At 72.2% G+C, this 20,194-nt stretch carries 15 protein-coding genes and 2 pseudogenes; 10 read left to right on the forward strand and 7 right to left on the reverse strand.

Features of this window, described 5'->3' with window-relative positions:
- Window positions 1–272 precede the first annotated feature (272 nt).
- The 4 genes from ACZ5XS_RS29305 (at window position 273) to ACZ5XS_RS29320 (ending at window position 4,092) form a co-directional block, all read left to right on the forward strand.
- Window positions 273–1,115 carry an SDR family oxidoreductase gene (locus ACZ5XS_RS29305; RefSeq protein ID WP_468656290.1) on the forward strand — a complete coding sequence of 281 codons (843 nt, stop codon included), beginning with the start codon at window positions 273–275 and terminating at the stop codon, window positions 1,113–1,115.
- 14 nt (window positions 1,116–1,129) lie between these two features.
- Complete coding sequence (locus ACZ5XS_RS29310) at window positions 1,130–2,254, forward strand: class I mannose-6-phosphate isomerase (RefSeq protein WP_468656292.1); 1,125 nt, start codon at window positions 1,130–1,132, stop codon at window positions 2,252–2,254.
- Window positions 2,255–2,335: 81 nt separating this feature from the next.
- Window positions 2,336–3,220, forward strand: a complete 885-nt coding sequence (locus ACZ5XS_RS29315; RefSeq protein ID WP_468656294.1) for an alpha/beta fold hydrolase — start codon at window positions 2,336–2,338, stop codon at window positions 3,218–3,220.
- Complete coding sequence (locus ACZ5XS_RS29320; RefSeq protein WP_468656296.1) at window positions 3,217–4,092, forward strand: sugar phosphate isomerase/epimerase family protein; 876 nt, start codon at window positions 3,217–3,219, stop codon at window positions 4,090–4,092. Before ACZ5XS_RS29315 ends, ACZ5XS_RS29320 begins: the two co-directional genes overlap by 4 nt.
- Window positions 4,093–4,192: 100 nt before the next feature.
- Here ACZ5XS_RS29320 and ACZ5XS_RS29325 read toward each other — a convergent pair whose 3' ends face one another.
- Both ACZ5XS_RS29325 and ACZ5XS_RS29330 read right to left on the reverse strand, forming a co-directional pair.
- Window positions 4,193–5,305 (reverse strand): CU044_5270 family protein, encoded by a 1,113-nt coding sequence (locus tag ACZ5XS_RS29325; RefSeq protein WP_468656298.1) that lies wholly within the window; start codon window positions 5,303–5,305, stop codon window positions 4,193–4,195.
- Window positions 5,302–6,012 carry an RNA polymerase sigma factor gene (locus ACZ5XS_RS29330; protein WP_468656300.1) on the reverse strand — a complete coding sequence of 237 codons (711 nt, stop codon included), beginning with the start codon at window positions 6,010–6,012 and terminating at the stop codon, window positions 5,302–5,304. Before ACZ5XS_RS29330 ends, ACZ5XS_RS29325 begins: the two co-directional genes overlap by 4 nt.
- Window positions 6,013–6,440: 428 nt before the next feature.
- On the opposite strand from ACZ5XS_RS29330, the gene ACZ5XS_RS29335 reads away from it, so the two are divergent.
- Entirely contained in the window at window positions 6,441–6,950 is a 510-nt protein-coding gene (locus ACZ5XS_RS29335; protein WP_468656503.1) for a hypothetical protein, read from the forward strand.
- A 40-nt stretch (window positions 6,951–6,990) separates the two neighbouring features.
- Here the strand turns inward: ACZ5XS_RS29335 and ACZ5XS_RS29340 are convergent.
- From ACZ5XS_RS29340 to ACZ5XS_RS29350, 3 genes and pseudogenes are all read right to left on the reverse strand, one after another.
- A pseudogene (locus tag ACZ5XS_RS29340) lies at window positions 6,991–7,410 on the reverse strand (MSMEG_6728 family protein); the annotation flags it as partial.
- Between the two features lie 206 nt (window positions 7,411–7,616).
- The gene (locus tag ACZ5XS_RS29345) at window positions 7,617–8,861 is read right to left on the reverse strand and encodes a hypothetical protein (protein WP_468656302.1); all 1,245 of its coding nucleotides are present in this window, start codon (window positions 8,859–8,861) and stop codon (window positions 7,617–7,619) included.
- The gene (locus ACZ5XS_RS29350; protein ID WP_468656304.1) at window positions 8,858–10,507 is read right to left on the reverse strand and encodes a serine/threonine-protein kinase; all 1,650 of its coding nucleotides are present in this window, start codon (window positions 10,505–10,507) and stop codon (window positions 8,858–8,860) included. Before ACZ5XS_RS29350 ends, ACZ5XS_RS29345 begins: the two co-directional genes overlap by 4 nt.
- A 276-nt stretch (window positions 10,508–10,783) precedes the next feature.
- Here ACZ5XS_RS29350 and ACZ5XS_RS29355 point away from each other — a divergent pair, with 276 nt between their 5' ends.
- Window positions 10,784–11,050, forward strand: coding sequence for a LapA family protein (locus tag ACZ5XS_RS29355; RefSeq protein ID WP_468656306.1), 267 nt, complete (start codon window positions 10,784–10,786; stop codon window positions 11,048–11,050).
- A gap of 23 nt (window positions 11,051–11,073) precedes the next feature.
- Here the strand turns inward: ACZ5XS_RS29355 and ACZ5XS_RS29360 are convergent, their stop codons facing one another.
- Window positions 11,074–13,542: a SpoIIE family protein phosphatase gene (locus ACZ5XS_RS29360; protein ID WP_468656308.1), complete on the reverse strand. Its 2,469-nt coding sequence runs from the start codon at window positions 13,540–13,542 to the stop codon at window positions 11,074–11,076.
- A 226-nt stretch (window positions 13,543–13,768) separates the two neighbouring features.
- Here ACZ5XS_RS29360 and ACZ5XS_RS29365 point away from each other — a divergent pair, with 226 nt between their 5' ends.
- From ACZ5XS_RS29365 to ACZ5XS_RS29375, 3 genes and pseudogenes are all read left to right on the forward strand, one after another.
- Entirely contained in the window at window positions 13,769–15,721 is a 1,953-nt protein-coding gene (locus ACZ5XS_RS29365) for a glycoside hydrolase family 97 protein (RefSeq protein ID WP_468656310.1), read from the forward strand.
- Window positions 15,722–15,908: 187 nt separating this feature from the next.
- Window positions 15,909–16,955 (forward strand): polyprenyl synthetase family protein, encoded by a 1,047-nt coding sequence (locus ACZ5XS_RS29370; RefSeq protein WP_468656312.1) that lies wholly within the window; start codon window positions 15,909–15,911, stop codon window positions 16,953–16,955.
- 237 nt (window positions 16,956–17,192) lie between these two features.
- Window positions 17,193–17,537 (forward strand): annotated as a pseudogene (locus ACZ5XS_RS29375) (ATP-binding cassette domain-containing protein); the annotation flags it as partial.
- A gap of 244 nt (window positions 17,538–17,781) precedes the next feature.
- On the opposite strand, the gene ACZ5XS_RS29380 reads toward ACZ5XS_RS29375, so the two are convergent.
- Complete coding sequence (locus tag ACZ5XS_RS29380) at window positions 17,782–18,576, reverse strand: DUF4232 domain-containing protein (RefSeq protein WP_468656314.1); 795 nt, start codon at window positions 18,574–18,576, stop codon at window positions 17,782–17,784.
- A gap of 213 nt (window positions 18,577–18,789) precedes the next feature.
- Here ACZ5XS_RS29380 and ACZ5XS_RS29385 point away from each other — a divergent pair, with 213 nt between their 5' ends.
- The gene (locus ACZ5XS_RS29385; protein WP_468656315.1) at window positions 18,790–20,094 is read left to right on the forward strand and encodes a helix-turn-helix domain-containing protein; all 1,305 of its coding nucleotides are present in this window, start codon (window positions 18,790–18,792) and stop codon (window positions 20,092–20,094) included.
- Window positions 20,095–20,194: the final 100 nt, after the last annotated feature.

Raw genomic sequence — 20,194 nt, forward strand, 5'->3', positions numbered from 1 at the left:
GCGTGGGGGAGGAGCCACGTGGGCGTTTCGGCAACGCGGCGAGGTGCGGTGCCAGGCCGCGCGACCCGGACGGGCATAGTGAAAGGACCCCTAAGTCCGACGGCTCCGCCATCTCCGTCCGGGTGTCCCGGTGAGTCACCCCCCGCTCGCCCGAGTGCGCCGGTCGGCACCTGCGGCCCGCGGCCCGCTGCGACGTGGCCCGGCCAGGAGCGGGAGGGCACGTGCCCTGCCACGCGACCACAAGACGCCAGGAAAGAACGAGGTACGTCCCCATGAGCAAGCCCGCACAGCAGCAGCAGCCTCCGGGCACCGAGGCGTCCCTGCGACCCCAGGCCGACCACGGTGAGCGCGGCTACCGCGGATCGGGCCGGCTGGCCGGGAAGAAAGCCCTGATCACCGGGGGTGACAGCGGGATCGGCAAGGCCGTCGCGATCGCCTACGCCCGCGAGGGCGCCGATGTCCTCCTCTCGCACCTGAACGAGGAGGAGGACGACGCCCGCGACACGGCGCGCTGGGTGGAGGAGGCCGGCCGCAAGGCCGTCCTGGTGCCGGGCGACCTGTCCGATCCCGCCCACTGCCGGGAGGTGGTGGCGCGGGCCGTCGAGGCGTTCGGCCGCATCGACGTCCTGGTCAGCAACGCGGCCTTCCAGATGTTCCGCGACTCGATCGAGGAGATCCCGGACGAGGAGTGGGACCACACGCTGTCGACCAACCTCAGCGCCATGTTCCACCTCTGCAAGGCGGCGGTGCCGCACATGAAGCCGGGTGCGTCGATCATCGCGTCCAGCTCGGTGAACTCCGACTCGCCGCCGCCGGGCCTGCTGGCGTACAACGCGACGAAGGCGGGCCTGGCCAACATGGTCGGCTCGCTGTCCCAGTCGCTCGCCGAGCGGGGTATCCGGGTCAACAGCGTGGCCCCGGGGCCCATCTGGACGCCGCTGATCCCCGCCACGATGCCGCCCGAGCAGGTCGAGGACTTCGGCGGGCGGACGCCACTGGGGCGTGCCGGGCAGCCGGCCGAACTCGCCCCCGTGTACGTCATGCTCGCCTCGGACGAGGCCGCGTACGTCTCGGGTGCGCGCATCGCCGTCACGGGCGGCCAGCCCATTCTCTGACCCACCGTCAGGCAATGGGAGTGACCGTGGACTGGTATCCGTTGCCGCTGACCACCCCCGTCAAGCAACACCTCTTCGGTGGCCGGGCGATCGCCGAACGGCTGGGCCGTACCGGCCTGCCCGACGGCCCGGTCGCCGAGACCTGGGAGGTCAGCGATGTGGACGGCGAGGGTGCGCGCGTCGCGGACGGCCCGCTGGCCGGCCGGCCACTGCGCCGGCTCGTCGAGGATCACCCCGGTGAACTCGTGGGACGCGGGTGGCGCGGCCCGCACTTCCCGGTGCTGACCAAGTTCATCGACGGCACCGGCACCCTCCCGGTCCATCTGCACGCCGACGACGACACGGCACGCCGGCTGGAGGGCGAGCCCCACGGCAAGACCGAGGCGTGGCACGTCCTCGACGCGGCCCCGGGAGCCACCGCCCTGGTCGGGGTGCAGGCCGGTGTGGACCGGGACACCCTGCACCGGGCCCTGCTCGCGCAGGACTTCGACGCGGTCATGCGCCGGCTTCCGGTGCGGGCCGGGCAGACCGTCTACGTGCCCGGCGGCACCCTGCACGGTTTCGGCCCCGGCACCCTGGTCTACGAGATCGAGCAGACCTCCGACATCCAGCAGCACGCCATGCGCCGGCACATGGAGGACGGCTCGGAACTGGCCGACGAGGAGTGGCACGCCAACCTGGGGCGGCTCCTCGACGAGTGGCGTCCCGGACCGCGCCCCGAGTTCCACTCCGGCCTGAGTGTCCAGATCGACGACGGGGTGGAGCGAACCGTGCTGTGCGCCGGCCCGTACTTCGCCCTGGAGCGGTGGCGGGCGGGTGCAACGGCCCCACTGGTGCACGACTTCTCCACCGCGCTGGTCGTCAGCAACGCCGGCGCCCCGGTCACCGTGGAGTCCGGTGACCGCTCCGAGCGGCTCGGGCGCGCCCGGAGCCTGCTGCTGCCGGCCGCGCTGGGCCGCGTACGGATCCAGGGGCCCGCCGATGTCCTCCTCGGCTACCTGCCCGACCTGGAACAGGACATCCGCACGCCGCTGCTCGCGGCCGGGCACGGTGCCGCCGCCGTGGCCGCGCTCGGTGAGGGCCTCTCCCCGGTGCCGCCGGGGCCGGGCGCAGGGCGGCACCGGCCCGGGCACCACTGAGACGAGCGCTCCGGGAACACCCCGGCCCCACCGCCGACGCGGACACCGCGCGGCGGGACACACCCACGCCGAAGGAGAGCCATGGGCGACATCACCACCAGCGACGGCGTCACGATCCACTATGAGGAACAGGGCTCCGGCCCTCCTCTCGTGCTGATCCACGGCTGGGGCTTCAGTAGCCGCTTCTTCACCCGCAACGTGGACGCCCTCGCCGAACACGCCCGCGTCATCACCGTCGATCTGCGCGGTCACGGCGACTCCGGCAAACCCCGCCACGGCTACCGGGTGTCGAGGCTCGCCAAGGATCTGTTCGACCTCCTCGAAGCACTCGACCTGCGCGAGGTCACCGTGCTGGGCTGGTCACTCGGCTGCCCGGTCGTCTGGAGCTATCTGGAACTGTTCGGCAGCCACCGCCTGGCCCGCGCGGTGTACGTCCAGCAGGCACCCCGCCAGTACTACGCACCGGACTGGAAACACGCACACGCCACCTGTTACGACGAACCCTCCCTGGCCGCCCTGCAGACGCAGCTCACCTGCGATCCTCCGGCCTTCGACGAGGACCAGATCGGCACCATCTTCGCGGGCGAACCCACCGCGCCGGAGCGGGAGTTGCTGCTGGCCGAGATGGCCAAGTCACCCCCGTACGCACGCAACGCGCTGATGGCCGACCACACCCGCCACGACTGGCGCGACCTGCTGCGCACGATCCGCCTGCCCGGCCTGGTTCTGGTGGCACGCCAGGACCAGGTGTTCCCCTGGCAGGGCCCCGCCTGGGTCGGTGAGGCGCTCCCGGGTGCCCGGACCGTCTTCTTCGAGCACGGCGGCCACGCGCTGTTCTTCGACGAGCCGGAGAAGTTCCACCGGACGGTGACCGGCTTCCTGACCGACGGCAGGAACGACGGCGGGAACGACGGCAGGAACGACGGCGGGAACGACGGCAGGAACGACACGGAAGTACTCGTATGACTCCGACGGACAGCCCCACGCCCCCGTTCGCCTTCCCCTACGGCGTCAACCAGTTCACGACCATGCCCTGGTCCTTCGAGGAGGACGTGACGCACTACGCCGGCCTCGGCGTCGAAGCGATCGAGCTGTGCGAGACCAAGCTCGACCACGATCCCGACCGTGCCAAGGCGCAACTCGCCTCGGTCGCCGGGACGGGACTGCCGATCAGCTCGGTCCAGCCCGTCGTACGGACCGTGTTCCCCAGCGAGACCCAGCCGGACCCGTCCGGCCGACGTGACCGGCTGGCCCGCTTCCGCCGCAGCGTGGAGCTGATCGCACCGTTCGCGCCGGGCGCGGCCTTCGTCACCAACACCGGGCCGGCGCCCGACGGAAACCTGTACGAGGCGATCCGCCAGGTCGTCGGCCATCACCGCGAACTGGCGGACATCGCCGCCGACCACGGCGTACGGATCGCGCTGGAACCCCTCAACCCCGTCCTGCTCAACGCGGAGACCGCCATCTGGACCTACCGGCAGGCGCTCGACATCGTCCAGGAGGTCGACCGCGAGAACGTGGGCGTCTGCCTCGACCTGTGGAACCTGTGGCAGGACCCTGATCTCGTCCCCCGCCTCGCCGACGCTCCCGACCGCCTGTTCCTGCTCCAGGTCAGTGACTGGCGCACGCCCCGCTCGCGGATGGACCGGCGCAGCGTCGGCACCGGCGACATCCCGGTCGGCCGACTGCTGCACGCGGCCTACGACGTCGGCTACCGCGGCCCGTGCGTCCTGGAGATCTTCTCCGACAACGTGCCGGACTCGCTCTGCGAGACGGACCTGGACGACCTTCTGCGCACCAACCGCACCGCCCTCGCATCGGCCTGGCGAAACGGCTGAGCGAGGGCGGGAGCGGCCGTCGGGGCGGCCGTCGGGAGCGGCCGTCGGGAGCGGCCGTCCCGTGTCATCGGCCCGGCCTCGCGGGAGTGGACGCCCCCGGTCAGCCGCTCTGTGACGGGGTCTGCTTCTCGCCGTCGACGATGGCGCGGTTGATGATGGCGCTGGTGAAGGTGACGGTGCCGGGCGTGATCAGGGCGTCCTCGCCGCTCATCTTGTTCACCTGGACCGAGCGCTCGCCCAGGAAGACATGGGTCTTCTTGTCGAAGATCCACTCCTCGCGCTGACCGCTGGTCTCGTCCAGCCGGGCCACCGCCACGCCGTGCCGGCCCACCGCGTCCGTCGCGTCGTTGACCACGACGACACCCGGGATCTTCGCCGCGGCCTTGAACAGGGCCGAGTACAGCTCCGCCGGAGGGTAGGTCTCGCTGAGCAGGTCACCGATGGTGGCGAACGCCTGCTGGTCGGGGGAGTTGCCGTCCCCCTCGGTCTCCTTGTAGATCTTGGCCAGAAGGGCGTCGGGGTCAGTGGTCAGCTTGGTCAGATAGTCGTACGACGGAGAGTTCAGGTCCGCCTCCGGGGTCTTGCCCCTCTCGTCGGGAAGGCTCAGCGTCTCGCCCTCGCTGGTGTCGTTGACGGCCGGGTCGATCAGCCAGCCCTTGGTGCCGTCCGCCGACAGCCACACCTGGCGGCGGTGCAGCTCGTGGCTGGCCAGGAAGCTCTTGTCGTCGATGGTCCTGATGAAGGAGGAGGCCGTCTTGGACTCGACGTAGACGTACTGGCCGGGCTTGACGGTCGGATGGTCCGCGTCGGCGGCCGCCAACGCGATCTGGTCGAGCAGCTGCGGTACGCCCTTGGTGGACGCGACGCCGACGGTGGTGGTCAGGGCCGGTCCGGTGGCGACGCCGCCGTCTTCGATCCCGGTGCCGCCACCGGACGTGACCACCCCGGTCACGACCACCCCGGCGAGGGCGGCGACCAGCGCGGGCAGGGCGATCGCCGGGCGCGGCAGCCGGAGGCGCCGGATCTTCGCCGGGGCCACCGCCTTCTCCCCCACGCCCGTGTGCTCTGCCTGCTGCGCCTCGTGGATCTGGGCCATCATGCGCTCCTTGTGGAACTGGTGACGGCCCGGCGGCAGGTCGCGCGTCGTCCGGTCGAAGAGCTCTGCGCCTTCTTCCCACTCGGCAGCGCTCTGCCGGGACGTGTTCGCGTTCATCGGTTTCCCTCCTGTGCGGGCCGGATCACGTGTGCGTGATCGCCTCTTGTCTGTCTGCCGAGGCGGCCGACTTCCCGATTCCGGAAACTTTTCCCGGACGAGGTCGCCGCAGCGGGACGCACCAACTCCCCTCTGTTGCCCGCCAGTTGGAGTCCGCTCAGTCCGAACTCGGCGGCCTCGGCGGCCTCGGCGACCTTGCGGAGCTTCTTGCGGGCGCGGGACAGCCGGGAGGCGACCGTGCCCACCGGAATGCCGAGCGCCTCCGCCGCGGCCTCGTAGTCCAGGCCCTCCCCCAGGCAGAGCGCGATGACCTCACGCTCCGGCCGGCGCAGCGCCGCGAGCGCGGTGAGCGCCGTCGCGAGGCGCCGCCGGCCGTCGAGCCGGTCGGCCACTTCCTCGGCATGGTCGGGAACCGACAGTTCGGCCGCCGCGGCCGCCTCCGCCGCCGCCCGGTACCGCCGGTTGCTCCGGAACTGGTTGCGCGCCGTGTTGGTGGCGATGCCCAGCAGCCACGGCCGCAGGGAACCGCCCTCCGGGTCGACCTTGTCGCGCAGCCGCCATGCCTCCATGAAGGTCGCGGCCATCACGTCCTCGGCCGTCGACCAGTCGGCGGCCAGCCGGAAGGCATGGTTGTAGACCGCGCGCGCATACGTGTCGAACAGCTCGGCGAACGCGCTCGAATCACCAGCCCGTATCCGGGTACGCATATGAGTGCTCACCTCAATGAGCTGTCCGGCACCGCACACCGGCTTCCCGTGACCTGCGCCACACGCGTCCTGGACGCGCCTTGCCGCCCGCGACGCCCGCCATGACGGGTACGGCGGCTCGCACTTCCTCACCTCTGATGACTGGCACGGCACAGCGTCGCAGACCCGACGCCCGCCATGGAGGCCGTACATCCCTGCGGGCGGCTCCGGGTGGCCACGTGCACCTGCGTGACACAAGGCGGCGCATCGGCCAACGGCCCTCCACAGCTCAGGTGTTGCCGTGTCACGGCTGTGCCACGGCGGCGTCCTGAAGGGAAGACGGGCGTGACCTGCGGGTCCGGGACCCCTCAAGTCAGCACAGAGCGGGAAACCGGCCGAGAACGCCCGCCGGTACGGCACGACCCCTGCCTCGGAAGGAACCTCCCGTGATGAACCGCCACCTGCGCCGGGGCATCGTCGCCGCCGCCGCGATCACCGCCGGGCTGCTGATGACGGCGTGCCAGAACGGCATGAAGAACGGTGTCGCGACCCTGGTGGCCGAGCGGCGTGCCGCTCAGCAGGACGCCGGAGACGACGCCGGCTCCGCCCCCGACTCGGGATCCGACTCCGCCTCCGACTCCGACTCCCGCGAGACCGTCATCGAAGGCATCAACCAGGGCAAGGGTGTCAACGGCACCTGGTTCGGCAACGTCTCCTACCTGGCGCCGGGCAAGTACACCGTCTCCGACATGAAGGGCACCGAGCAGCAGTCCCTCGTCACCGACGACACCAAGATCGTGGGCAACGACGACATCTGCGACGCCGTGAACACCGGCCCGGGCGGAGAGGGCGGCGTCGAGTGCACCGAGGCCGAACTCGAGGCGGCCGCCAAGAAGGGCTTCAGCGCCGAGGTCGTGGTCAGCAACGGCATCGCGACCACCATCCGCGACGACCATTGAGCGCAGCCCCCCGCATGTCCGCAGGACACCGGCGGTGGCCCTACCGGGCCGGGCTGGGCTTCCCGGCGGAAGGTGCGTCGCTTTCCCGGTCCGACGTCGGCCAGATGTACGGCAGATCGTCCGGCACGCCGGGGAAGAGCGGCGCGTAGGCGGCAGGGTCCTTGCGTACCAGCGCCGACCGGTGACTGAGGTGCAAGGCGTCTTCGCCGAGCCAGGGAGGCAGCTCCCCGGCGGCCGCCAGTCGTGGCTGCTCACGCATCGGTGTTCCCGGGCGGAAGGCGGTCAGATCGGCGACCAGTGTGGCCGCACAGGTGTCCTGATGACCCTGGTCGCACCACACCGCGCAGACCTCCAGGCCGTACCGGACCAGCGCCTCCTCGTATCCCGCCCACATCCGGACGGCGGGATGCCGGCGCCACCCGTAACCCGGCACGACGAGGCCGCGAAGGACCTGCATGCCCGGTGGTCGCCGGGCGGAGATGAGCCGGCCGCGCGTCCCCCCTCACACCGACGACGGGTGTGTGGACGCTGCCGAGGAAGGCAGCGTATGGCATGCCAGTGACAATTGAGGACCGGAATATCGCGCAGGACCGCGGTTCACCGGCGACCTGGCGGGTGCCGTCGTCCGGCGCGGTCGTTTCGGCTCCCGCGGGCCGGCCGCCGAGGTCAGCGGCAGTTGTACGTGAGGTGGGCAGTGACCGTGCGGGGGGTGGGCGTGAGGATGCGCAGTTCGGCCCGTGCCGTGTAGTGGCCCTTGCCCTGGAAGGTCCACAGCAGGTGCAGACGGGCCTGACTCTGGTCCCGGACCACCACCTCCCGCAGGACGCCCGAGGCGGTGCCGTCGCTTCGGGTCCAGCGGTAGGAGAGCGTGCCCGGCCGGCCGTTCGTGGCGACGAGGGCGACGATGTCCGCGGTCGCGTCGCATCCCAGAACCGCCGGCCGGGCGGTGGCCGCCACCGAGCGCACCGCGACGGAGGGCCCGTGGCGCTGCCAGGCGAGGAAGGCGATGACCGAGACCAGCACCAGCGCGGGCAGTGCGTGTCTGCGCAGACGGTGGCGCGGAGGCGGCACGACGGGCGGCGGCACCGCCGGCAGCGTCATGTGGGTGCGGTGCGCGACGGCCGCTGTCACCCCCGGACCGAAACGCAGCACGGTGCCTTCCACGCGATCCGGCCGGGTCGGCGGCGCCGGCGGTGCCGGGATGCGCGTGGTGGGCGGCGCGAGGAGGGTGGCGTCCGGCTCGGGCCGCTGAATCCAGTGACTGCCCAGCACGGTGGCGCTGTACTCGGCGCCGACGGGGCCGACGGGAGCGACGGGAGCGACGGGAGCGACGGGAGCGACGGGAGCGACGGGACCGACGGGACCGGGCTCGTCGCTCGGGACGGATTCGGGGCCCGGGGTGCGTTCGTCGGCCGGGCCGAAGCGAACGGTGGAAGTGTGCTCGTCGGCGGGGCCGAAGCGAACGGTGGAAGTGTGCTCGTCGCCAGGGCCGAGCACCCGGGTGGGCTCCCCGTCCTCGCCAGGCACGGGAGCGCGGCTGAAGTGAACCGTGGAGGTGCGCTCGTCGGCAGGGCCGAAGCGAACCGTGGAAGTGTGCTCGTCGCCAGGGCCGAGCACGGTGGGCTCCCCGTCCTCGCCAGGCACGGGAGCGCGGCTGAAGTGAACCGTGGAGGTGCGCTCGTCGGCCGGGCCGAAGCGAACGGTGGAAGTGTGCTCGTCGCCAGGGCCGAACACCCGGGTCGGCTCCCCGTCCTCGCCAGGCACGGGAGCGCGGCTGAAGTGAACCGTGGAGGTGCGCTCGTCGGCGGGGCCGAAGCGAACCGTGGAGGTGTGCTCGTCGCCAGGGCCGAGCACCCGGGTGGGCTCCCCGTCCTCGCCAGGCACGGGAGCGCGGTCGTGGTAAGCGGTCATCGGATGTCACACCGCCTGGTCAGAAGCTGCTGGGTGGCGCCGCCGTCGGCGGAGGCCGGGGTGGTCGTGGCCTGCACCGACCAGTAGCAGCCGTTGCCCTGGAAGGTGTGGTCGACGGTGAGCGTGTAGTGGGTGGCGCCGCTGCGCTCGAACGTCTGGGACGCACCGTCCGGGGTGGTGCCGAGCTGGAGGCCGGTGTCGCCCGTGAACCACGAGACGGTGAGGGAGATCGGCCCGGTGCCGTCCGTGGTGATGTCGATCGTTGCCGTGCCGGTCGTCGTACCCGTCTGCTGGAAACCCGCCACGGCGACGTCCTTGACGGCGGGAGCGGCCAGAGAGGTGGGGGAGGCGGTCGTGGGCGTCGCCTCGGTGGCCGTCGCGCCGGGTGTCGTCGCTCCAGGGGCCGGAGCGGTGGTGGCGGCGGACGCCGAGGGCTCATCGGTGCCGGCCGTCGCGAGGTCCGAGGGCGACGGGCTGGAGGACACGGTGGAGGACGTCGGGGACGGGGAGGAGGAGTCGTCCGACGCGGCCGGAGAGGCCGGCTCCCCCGGCTCCACGCCCGGCTGGGCACTGGTGGTGGCCAGGGCCTGCCCCGCCTGCTGCGGATCCGCTCCCGGGGCGTCCTGGACGCCGTAGGAGAGCAGGACGGCCACGACCAGGGCCGCACCGGCCACCAGCATCCCCGGCCGGCCGGGACGCCACGACCGCGCCCAGCCGGGGTTCGGTCCGCCGCTCAGGACCGTGCGGGCGGTGTCCGTCGTGGTCCGCGGGGCGCTGCGGGCCGAGGGCAGCAGCAGCGGCAGCAGGGCCACCAGCGCGGCGAGCCGGCCGCGGCCGCGTTCCTCCCAGTCGGGCCCGTAGGCGGTGCGGGCGGCCGTCTCCAGCTCCGTGACGAACGCCTCGGCGTGTGTGGGCCGTTCCCGCGGGTCCTTGGCCAGACCGCGCCGCACCAGCTCCCGCACCGCCTCGGGCGCCTCCTCGGCGGGGACGGGCGCGTCGACGTGCTGCAGCGCGAGTTCGGCGAGATTGTCGCCCGCGAAGGGCTTGTGGCCCGTCAGGCACTCGAAGAACGTGGCCGTGGCCGCGTACACGTCGGCGGCGGGAGAGGCGGGCGCGCCGGTCCACTGCTCCGGGGCCATGTAGTGGGGGGTGCCCGCCACGCCGACGCTGGTGCCGGCGTCCACCGCGATCCCGAAGTCGACCAGCTTGGACGATCCGTCCGGCACGACCAGGACGTTCGCCGGCTTGTAGTCGCGGTGGACCACGCCGACGCGGTGCGCGTCGGCCAGGCCGAGCAGCGACCCCTTGAGGACCACGAGCGCGGCCTCGGGATCGAGCGGCCCCTGCCTGGTCAGCAGGGCACGCAGCGAGACACCGTCCACCAGCTCCATCACGATGGCCGCGCCGTCGGGGCTCTCGACGTACTCGTACAGCCCGGTGACGTACGGGCTCTCCAGGCCGCCGAGCAGCCGCGCCTCCGCCCTGAAGTCGCGTACGAAGCCCGGCCGGGTGCGCAGTGACTCGCTGAGGTACTTCACCGCGACCTCGACGCCGGTCTCCTCGTGCACGGCGAGGATGACCCGCCCGCTCGCCCCTGACCCGAGTTCCAGTGACTCGGTGTATCCGGGCACTGCCCATGTGTTCATACCAGCCCCCCAAGGCCGCACGCGCTGCCGGAAACTCACCAGCCCCGGAGCACGGAGCATGCACCCAAAGACACACTTTCAGCCACTCTGGTTGCGGTGCGGCTTCCAGAAATCCTTGCGCTGCCCGGCCCGGACCAGTGGTGACAGGTGGCTGAAAAGGAGCACGGAGGAGGGACCACTGAAGGGGCTCGCCCCGATCAGAGGGCCCTTTCGGTGGCGGGTCACGTGTTGACAGTGGACGCTGGATGCGGGGGCAACCCGAGGGAGAGGCACCCCATGGCTCAGACCGGCCCGGACCACAAGGCGCACACGCCGTTTCTGTCCCGCCCCGGCGTCCGCCGCCTCATACCGTTCGTTCTGATCACCGTGATCGCTCTGATCTTCATCTTCGAGAACAGCACGAGTGTGAAGATCCGCCTTCTCATCCCCGAGGTGACCATGCCGCTGTGGGGCGCCCTGCTGATCGCCTGGGGCCTCGGCATGCTCGCCTGCGTCCTCACGCTGCGCCGGCGCCCGCACCGGCACACCCGACGGCCGGAGTGAGTTCCGGGACGTCGGCACCGGGTTCAGTCGGCGAAAGGCCGCGGCACGGGATCGATACTCTGTTCCGCCCAGATCGTCTTGCCACTGGAGGTGGGGCGGGTGCCCCAGCGCTGGGTCAGCTGCGCGACCAGGAGGAGGCCGCGGCCGCCTTCGTCGTAGGCGCGGGCACGGCGCATGTGGGGTGCCGTGTTGCTGGCGTCCGAGACCTCGCAGATGAGGCTCGTGTCGTGGATGAGGCGCAGCTGGATGGGCGGCTGGGCGTGCCGGATGGCGTTGGTGACCAGTTCGCTGACGACCAGTTCCGTGATGAAGGCCGCATCGTTCAGTCCCCAGCCCTCCAGCCGGGCCACGGCGTTCTTGCGGGCCTCGGCGACGGCGGAGGGGTCGGGGGCGACCTCCCAGGCGGCGACCCGGTCGGCGTCCAGTGCGCGGGTGCGGGCGACGAGGAGGGCGACGTCGTCGGTGGGGCGTCCGGGGAGTACGGCTCCCAGTACCGTGTCGCACAGGACGTCCAGGGATGCGGCGGGACCGGCGAGGGTCAGGCACAACCGGGAGATGCCGGCGTCGATGTCGTGGTCGCGGGAGGCGACCAGACCGTCGGTGTAGAGGGCGAGCAGGCTGCCTTCCTGGAGTTCGATCTCGACCGACTCGAAGGGAAGTCCGCCCAGGCCCAGGGGCGGTCCCGCCGGAAGGTCGAGCAGTTCCACGGTCCCGTCGGGGCTCACCACGGCCGGCGGCGGATGCCCGGCCCGGGCGAGCGTGCAGTGCCGGGAGACGGGGTCGTAGACGGCGTACAGACAGGTCGCTCCGACGTCTCCCGCGGTTTCCGCGTCCCCGGCGGTCCGCCGCTCCGTGCCTTCCGCCTCGGTGGCCAGGCGGCCCACCATGTCGTCGAGGTGGGTGAGCAGTTCGTCGGGGGGCAGATCGATGTCGGCCAGGGTGCGTACGGCGGTACGCAGCCGGCCCATGGTGGCGGAGGCGTGGATGCCGTGGCCCACCACGTCGCCCACGACCAGCGCCACCCTGGATCCGGACAGCGGGATGACGTCGAACCAGTCCCCGCCCACTCCGGCCCGGGCGCCGGCCGGCAGGTAGCGGGAGGCGACCTCGACGGCGGCCTGGTCGGGCAGGCTCTGGGGCAGCAGGCTGCGCTGCAGGGTGACGGCCGTGCCGCGTTCGCGGGTGTAGCGCAGCGAGTTGTCGATGCAGACGGCCGCCCGGGCCGCCAGTTCCTCGGCGAGCACCAGGTCGTCCCCTTGGAACGGGTCGGGGTGCCGGTGCCGGGCGAAGACGGCGACGCCCAGGGTGGTTCCGCGCGCCGAGAGGGGCACCGCCATCACCGAGTGGAAGCCGAACTCGCGGATCCGGGAGGTCCGGAGCGGGTCCTGGGCCACCCAGTCGGCGATCGCGGGCTCGGTCACCCGGCGCATCACGGCGCGTCCCGACCGCAGGCTCTCCACCGGCGGGGAGCCGTCCGGGTACTGGTCCACGTCGCCCGGCGCCACGACCGCCTCGGGGCTCCCCGGAAACACGGACTGGTGGGCGATGCGCCGCAGCGCGAGGGAACCGGCCGCCGCCGGTACCACTGGCCCCTCCTCATGCAGGTCGATGAGGGACGCCAGCATGTCGACGCTGATGAAGTCGGCGAGGTCGGGGACCGCCACGTCCGCCAGTTCCTGTGCCGTCCGCGTCACGTCGAGGGTGCTGCCGATGCGCCGGCCGGCCTCGGCGATCAGCTGCAGGCGGGTGCGGGCCCAGTACTGCTCCGTCATGTCGTGCCCGGTGGAGGCCACGCCCAGGACGCGGCCGTCCGGGCCCTCCAGGCGGTAGATGTGGACCGACCAGGCGTGCTCACGGGTCTCGCCGGGGGCACGCGCGTGGTTTTCCAGGTACTGCGGCTCGCCGGTCTCCAGGGCTCGCCGCATCAGCCGCTCGACCTCCGGGACCACGGGGTCGTCCAGCACGTCCGACAGCCGCAGTCCGCGCAGGTCGTCGTCGCTCAGGCCCAGTGCGCCGCGCGAGGCGCGGTTCGACCGGCGGATGCGCAGGTCCGTGTCGTGCACCGACGTCGCGCAGAACGGGGACAGGAGGAGCCCCTGCCTCATGAGTGCGTCGTCGTCGGGGTGGGGCTGCGACCCGCGCACGGCGGAGACCAGGAGCCAGTCGCGTGTCCCGTCGTCCGGCGCCCTGTGATGGGCCAGGACCCTGGCCTCGACGCGGTGGCCGTCCCGGTGCCGGAGCGCGAGCGTGCCGAGCCACCTCGGCAGTTCGGAGGGGGACGGGAGGTCGCTCGCCGTGGGCTCCCCGGCGAGCAGGGAGGCGGCCGGCCGGCCCAGGATCTGCGCCGACGAGTACCCGAGCAGCTGCTCGGCGCCCTCGCTCCAGCCGGTCACGGTGCCGTGTTCGTCGACGGTGGCGCGCGCGGTGAGCACGCCCCGGAGGTCGTCCGGGGCGGGACTCGCATTCCGGTCGTCGACGATACGCCGCTCCATGGCCGCTCATCTCGCTCTCGTTGAGCTCCACCTGCCCTGTTTGTGAACAGATCACCCTTTTTAACTGTATTCCATACATATATTCTGGCGGGCCGCAGGTGACTGGACCCTTGACCCGAGATTCCCCGGCGCGTACGTTCCCCACGGCAGTAACCGGTTACTACCAAAATTCCGTCCGCCTGCGAGCGCGTATCGACGCGATCCTCGAAGGAGAGGTCCCTTCACGATGAGAACTGCAGGAGACCCGGGAGAGCCCGCGCTGTCACGCCGGGGCGTGCTCAAGGGCGCGGTCGTCACCGCCGGGACGGCGGCGGTGGGGCTCGGCACCACGCAGCCGGCCCACGCGGCGGACGCCCCGGCCGGCCCGGTCGTTGCGACCGCGCGCATGGGCGGCACGTCCATCACCCTGTCGCTGGTGGACGGGGCACTGCGGTGGTCCGCCAAGCGCAACGGCACGACCGTCATCGACACCTCGGCCCTCGGGCTCAGGCTGAGCGACGGAACCGTCCTCGGCGGCGGCGGCGTGACGGTGACCGGGAACCGGTACCGGACCGTCCACGACACCTGGTCGCCGGTGTACGGGCGCAACGCGACCGTCACCGACCTCTACCAGGAGCAGCGCCGGCACCTCCGGGACACTGCCTCGGGCATCCGTTTCGGTGTCCAGGTCCGTGCCTACCGGACCGGCGTCGCCCTCCGCTATCTCCTGCTCGACGAGGGCACCGCCACCATCGCCGACGAGCTGACGACCTTCGCCTTCCCGGCCGGCACCACCGTCTACAGCGCCCGTGACGAGGACGCCTACCTCCCGGTCGCTCCCGGCTCGATCCCGGTCACCGGAACGCCGAGCACGGACCAGGGCCCGTTGACGGACCTGCCGTTGACCGCCTCCCTCTCCAACGGGTTCCTCGCCTGCGTCTGTGAGTCGTCCCGGGTGGACTACCCCCGCCTGATGCTCGGTTCGGTGGACGGGCAGCCGGACACCCTGTCGGCCTTCCTGATGGAGCACACCGCCCGCGGCACCGGACCGGTGGAGACGACGTCCACGGTCGGCACCCCCTTCGCGACGCCGTGGCGCGCGGTGGTGATCGGGGCCACGCACGCCGAACTGGTCGACAACGCCGAGCTGGTGCTCAATCTCGCCCCGCCCACCGCCCTGACCGACACCTCGTGGATCAAGCCGGGCAAGGTCTTCCGCTGCGAACTGTCCACCGCCGCCGGCCTCGCGGGCGTCGACTTCGCCGTGGCCCGCGGCATCGACTACATCGAGTACGACGCCGGCTGGTACGGGCCCGAGTTCACCACCACCGACGCGACGACCCCGATCGCCGCCATCGACCTGCCCTCGGTCATCTCGTACGCCACCGGCAAGGGCATCGGCGTCTTCCTCTACGTCAACCGGATCGCGCTGTCCGACGCGGACGCGCTGTTCGGCCTCTACAAGAGCTGGGGCGTCGCCGGAATCAAGCTCGGCTTCATCAACGAGGGCACCCAGGCGATGACCAACCAGATCACCGGCTGGGCCGCGACAGCCGCGAAGTACCGGCTGCTGATCGACATGCACGACGACGTCCGGCCGTTCGGCTACGAGCGCACGTACCCGAACTACATCAGCCTGGAAGGCGTCCGGGGCAACGAGCAGTTCCCCACCGCCACCCACAACGTGACCCTGCCCTTCACCCGCAACATCGGCGGCCCGATCGACTACACCATCTGCTACGGCCAGTCGCGCAACAAGACGACCAACGCCCACCAGATGGCGATGGCCGCCGTCTACTACCAGCCGCTCAACTTCCTCTTCTGGTACGACAAGCCGTCCAAGTACGCCAACCCGGCGGCCTGGCCCGGACTTCCCTGGTTCAACTCCGTCCCCACCACCTGGGACGAGAGCAGGACCCTGGCCGGGTCGATCGGCGAGTACGTGGCCGTCGCCCGCCGCAACGGCTCCACCTGGTACCTCGGGGCGATGACCGACGAAACGGCCCGGACGCTGTCGCTCCCGCTGTCGTTCCTGGACGAGGGCACCTACACGGCGACCGTGTACGCCGACGGCACGCCGGGCACCGCCCCGTACCGGACGCCGGTCGTGGTCCGTACCGAGACCGTCACCTCGGCGACCACGCTGGACGTGGTCATGGCCGCCGCGGGCGGCCAGGCCGTCGTCCTGCGGCCGGGCTGACCCCGACGGAGGCGGCCTGATTGTCGGCTGGATGCATCGTCGTAGGGCTGGGCTGCTTCAGTGATCTCCTTACGCCGGTGGGTGCGCCGAGGTTTCCGGCGCGGCGCGGCAACCGATTGACTGGCGGGACATCCGGCGCATATCTGTGCGCCCTCCCCCATGTCCTTGCCGTTGTGAGGAGCAGTGCATGCCGCAGATCACCGACCCGGCCCCGGTGCACACGTTTCCGCGACTCGGCTGGGTCGACGATCTGCTGTTCCCGGCCCTGCGGACGGCAGTCGAGGCGCTGCCCGCGGCGGAGAGCCGAGTCGCGCGATACCACCGGGGCTGGTGCGAGGCGGACGGTACGGCCACGCCGGCCTCGTCCGCCGGGCGGGGCAAGTCGGTGCGTCCCGCACTGACGCTGCTGTCGGCGGTCGCGGTGGGCGGGCCCCCGTCGATCGCCGTGCCGGGCGCGGTGGCGGTGGAGTTGGTGCACGACTTCACGCTGATCCACGACGACGTCATCGACGGTGACGCGCTGCGCCGGCACCGGCCGGCCGTCTGGTCCCTGTTCGGCACGCCGGCCGCGGTGCTCACCGGCGACGCACTGCTGGTGATGGCGATGCGCGCCCTGGCCGCCGCGCCGCCCCGGCGGGCCGGCTCGGCGGTGCAGGAACTCGTCGCGGCGCTCCACGAGTTGATGCAGGGCCAGAGCCTCGATGTGGCGTTCGAGAAGAGACACGAGGTGTCGGTCGCGCAGTACCTGGCCATGGCGGAGGGAAAGACGGGCGCGCTGATGGGCTGCGCCTGCGCACTGGGCGGAGTGCTCGCCGGGGCGGACGCCGCCCGGGTGCGCGGGCTGCGGGAGTTCGGGAGGCGGCTGGGCGTCGCCTTCCAGTGCGCGGACGACGTCCTGGGCATCTGGGGCCGGACGTCCCGGAGCGGCAAGCCGGTGGGCGCGGACCTGGCCGCGCGGAAGAAGTCGCTGCCCGTCGTGGCGGCCCTGGCCGGCACCGGCGCGGCCTCGGAGCGTCTGCGGGACCTGTACCGCTCGACCAGCCCCCTGGACGAGCAGGACGTCGAGGTGGCACTCCGCCTGGTGGAGGAGGCGGGCGGCCGGGACACCGCCGAGCAGGAAGCACGGCGCCAGATGACGGCCGCCCTGCGCTCGCTGTCGTTCGCGCAGCCGACGGCGGACGCCTACCGGCAACTCCACGACATCGCCCAGGCCATGACCCGGCGCGAATCCTGACGTCCCCGCCGCCGCCCCACCACCGGGCCGGACCGCCGTCCGGGGCGGGGCAGGCCCCGTGACTTCGCGCCGGGCCGTGCCGTTGTCCTGTCGGCGGCCTCGCCCGACCCTCCCGGCCGCCCGTGGCCTCCCACAGCAGTCCCTCTCCCGACGAAACACAGTGGAGCCGTGCAGGACACCGAGCACAGCACAGCCCTTCCGAGTGACCTCCCGGCCGTCGCCGCCTACGGACTGCGGGTGACGCGCGGCGCCCACCCGGTCCTGCGGAACATCACGTTCACCATCCCCAGGGGCTGCATCGTCGGCCTGCTCGGCCCGAGCGGCTGCGGCAAGACCACGCTGCTGCGCTGTGTGGTCGGCGTCCGGCAGGCCGCCGCCGGCCACGTCCAGGTCCTCGGCCACTCCGCGGGCGCCTGGCCGTTGCGTACCCGCGTCGGCTACGTCACCCAGGCCCCGTCGGTGTACGCGGACCTGACCGTGCTGGAGAACCTGCGGTACTTCGCGGCCGCCCTCAACATGCGGGGCTGGCAGCGAGCGGCACACCTGGGTGGGCGGCGCGAACGAGCGGAAGCGGCCCACGATGTCCTGCAGGGCGGCGACGAAGCGGTCCTCGCCCCGCGCCGAGTGCGCCTCGCAGGCCCGCTGCACCTGACCGGCCAGCGCGTTGAACTGCGCGGGGCGACTGCTCAGCGGCCCGCTGTCGCAGCGGGCGTCGTCGAACGCGAAGCCCCAGTACACCCACAGGGCCGCTGCGAGCAGCCGGTCGTCGTCGGCGGCGACCGGGGCGAACCGGGCGAAGAAGTCGGGATGCCGGCTCACCGGTGTGTCACCAGGCCAGGGCGTCGGCCATGGTCGACTGCCAGTACGAGACGCCGATCGAGTCGTCGACGTACACGCCCTTCGCGGGGAGGGACGGGCGGGCGCTGCCCGCGCCGTTGCCGAGGGAGACCGTGAGGGACGTGGTGGTGTAGCCGTTGGAGCCGCTGCCGTCCGCGGCCGCGAGGAGGACGCTCGCGTAGCCGGACTCGCCGGGGGCCAGGGTGACGACCGCCTGCGGCTTGGAGTCCTCGAAGGCCGGCGGGACGGACTGGGCCTCGCCGAACCGGACGACGGGGTATCCGGTGAGGTTGCAGTTCTTCGAGCCGGTGTTGGTGACGGTGAGGAGGAGGTGGTTCAGGGGACGGGAGACCACCGTGGCGGTCGTCCGGGTGGCGGTGCTGGAGCAGGCGACGGGGACGGACGCCGAGTCCTTCGAACCCGAGGTTCCCGAGGTTCCCGAGGTACCGGAGGAACCCGAGGTACCGGAGGAACCCGCGGTGCCCTGGGAACCCGAGGTGCCCGAGGAGCCCGAGCTCCCGGTGCCCGACGTGCCCGTGGAACCCGTCGTACCGCCGGCGCCGCCGGCCGAGCCCGCGGCGTCGGTCTGTCCGGCCCCCGTGGACGTTCCGCCGCTCGCCTTGGGCGACGGCGTCTTGGAGGCCGCCGGCGCCGACGTGGACGCGGAGCCAGCCGACGCCCCCTCGTCCTGGACGCCTTCTCCGTTGTTGCACCCCGTCAGGGTGAGCGTGGCGATGGTGATCGCGGCGGCGAGCATCTGGACGCGGGTGGTGCGTGCGGACATGAGTGAATCCCCCTGGTGTGTACGGGTGTTGCGGGCCGCTCGACCGGGTGCCGGGAGCGGCGTGCTTGGATGGCCCAAGCTTGTGCGGTGATCCGTCCCGGCCGCCACGGCTGCCGGGGCATACGGGACGCTGGAATGCTTGTAACGGCTCTGACCTGGGGGAATGACCTGCCCCTGGAACGGGGTCCCGGGACGCGGGGAGTGGGAGGAACGGTGGCGGGGGACGAGTTCTCGGCGCTGTTGGGGCAGTTGAAGGAGCGGTCCGGGCTCAGTTACGGGGTGCTCGGGAAGCGGCTGCACACGAGTGCGTCCACGCTCCACCGGTACGTCAACGGGGACGCCGTACCGACGGACTACGCGCCCGTGGAGCGGTTCGCGCGGGTCTGCAAGGCGACACCCGAGGAGCTGGTGGAGCTGCACCGGCGGTGGGTGCTCGCGGATGCCCGGCGAGGGCAGAAGGCGGAGGGGGCCGCTGCGGAGGAGCAGCCGCCGCGGGGGACGGTGCCGACGGCGGCGGAGGACGAGACCCCGGCGGCGGCGGACGAGGCCGTGCCCGAGGTCGAGCTGCGGGCTCCGGCCAAGACGCCCGTGGCGCGGCGGCGGCGTACCGCCGTCCTGGTCGGTGCCGCGGTGGTGGCCGCCCTCGTGTCGGCCGCGCTCGTGGCGCAGCTCGTGCCCGGCACGGGCGACGACGACCAGGGCGGGAAGAAGTCCGTGGGCTCCGCCTCCGAGTCCGTCGACGACAGTCCCGCCCCTTCCGCGTCGGCGGGCAGGAAGGACAGGTCGGCCTCGCCGTCCGCCTCGCGCAGCGGCAGTCCCACGGCTTCCGCCTCCGCCTCTGCCTCCGCCTCCCGGAGCGGTGCGGCGGCCGGGGCGGCGCAGGGGGGCGGTGCCGAGGACGGGGCCACCGCGCCCGCCGTCGCGGTCGATCCGTACAAGTGGGAAGGGCCGTGCAGCCAGCACTACCTCGTCGACAAGGAGCCCGAACAGGTGCCTCCGCCGCCGGGCGAACCCGACGCGCGCGGATGGGTCACCGCGCTCGGCGGGGTCGCCGGCGGGCGGCAGATGCTCGCGGTGACCGTGCAGGGCACCGGGAAGGCCACCGTCGTCCTGGATGAACTGCACGTGCGGGTGGTGGAGAAGAGCGCGCCGCTCTCCTGGAACGACTTCGCGATGGGCGTCGGGTGCGGTGGCGGCGTGGACACGGCGGCGTTCGGTGTGGACCTCGACGCCGGGCGGCCCGCGGTCTCCCCCAAGGCCGGGCAGCGGGACTTCCCGTACAAGGTGAGTGAGTCCGATCCCGAGGTCTTCCACCTCTTCGCGGACGCGCGGGCGCACAACGTGAGCTGGTACCTGGAGCTGGAATGGTCCAGCGGCGGCAAGCAGGGCACCCTGCGCATCGACGACCGGGGCAACCCCTTCCGCACGAGCGGCAACGTGGGGCGGCCCGCGTACAACTATCCGCTCGGTGACTCCGAGTGGAGGCGGGACGAGTGGAGTCCCCACGTTCCCGGCTGAGTGCCCCGCGGGCGGCGGACGAGGCCCGCGGCGGCGGCCCGGTCTCCGACGGGCACGTCCTGAAGCACGCATGAAGGCCCGGGTCCGAGACCCGGGCCTT

The sequence above is a fragment of the Streptomyces sp. NPDC033131 genome (assembly GCF_055578365.1).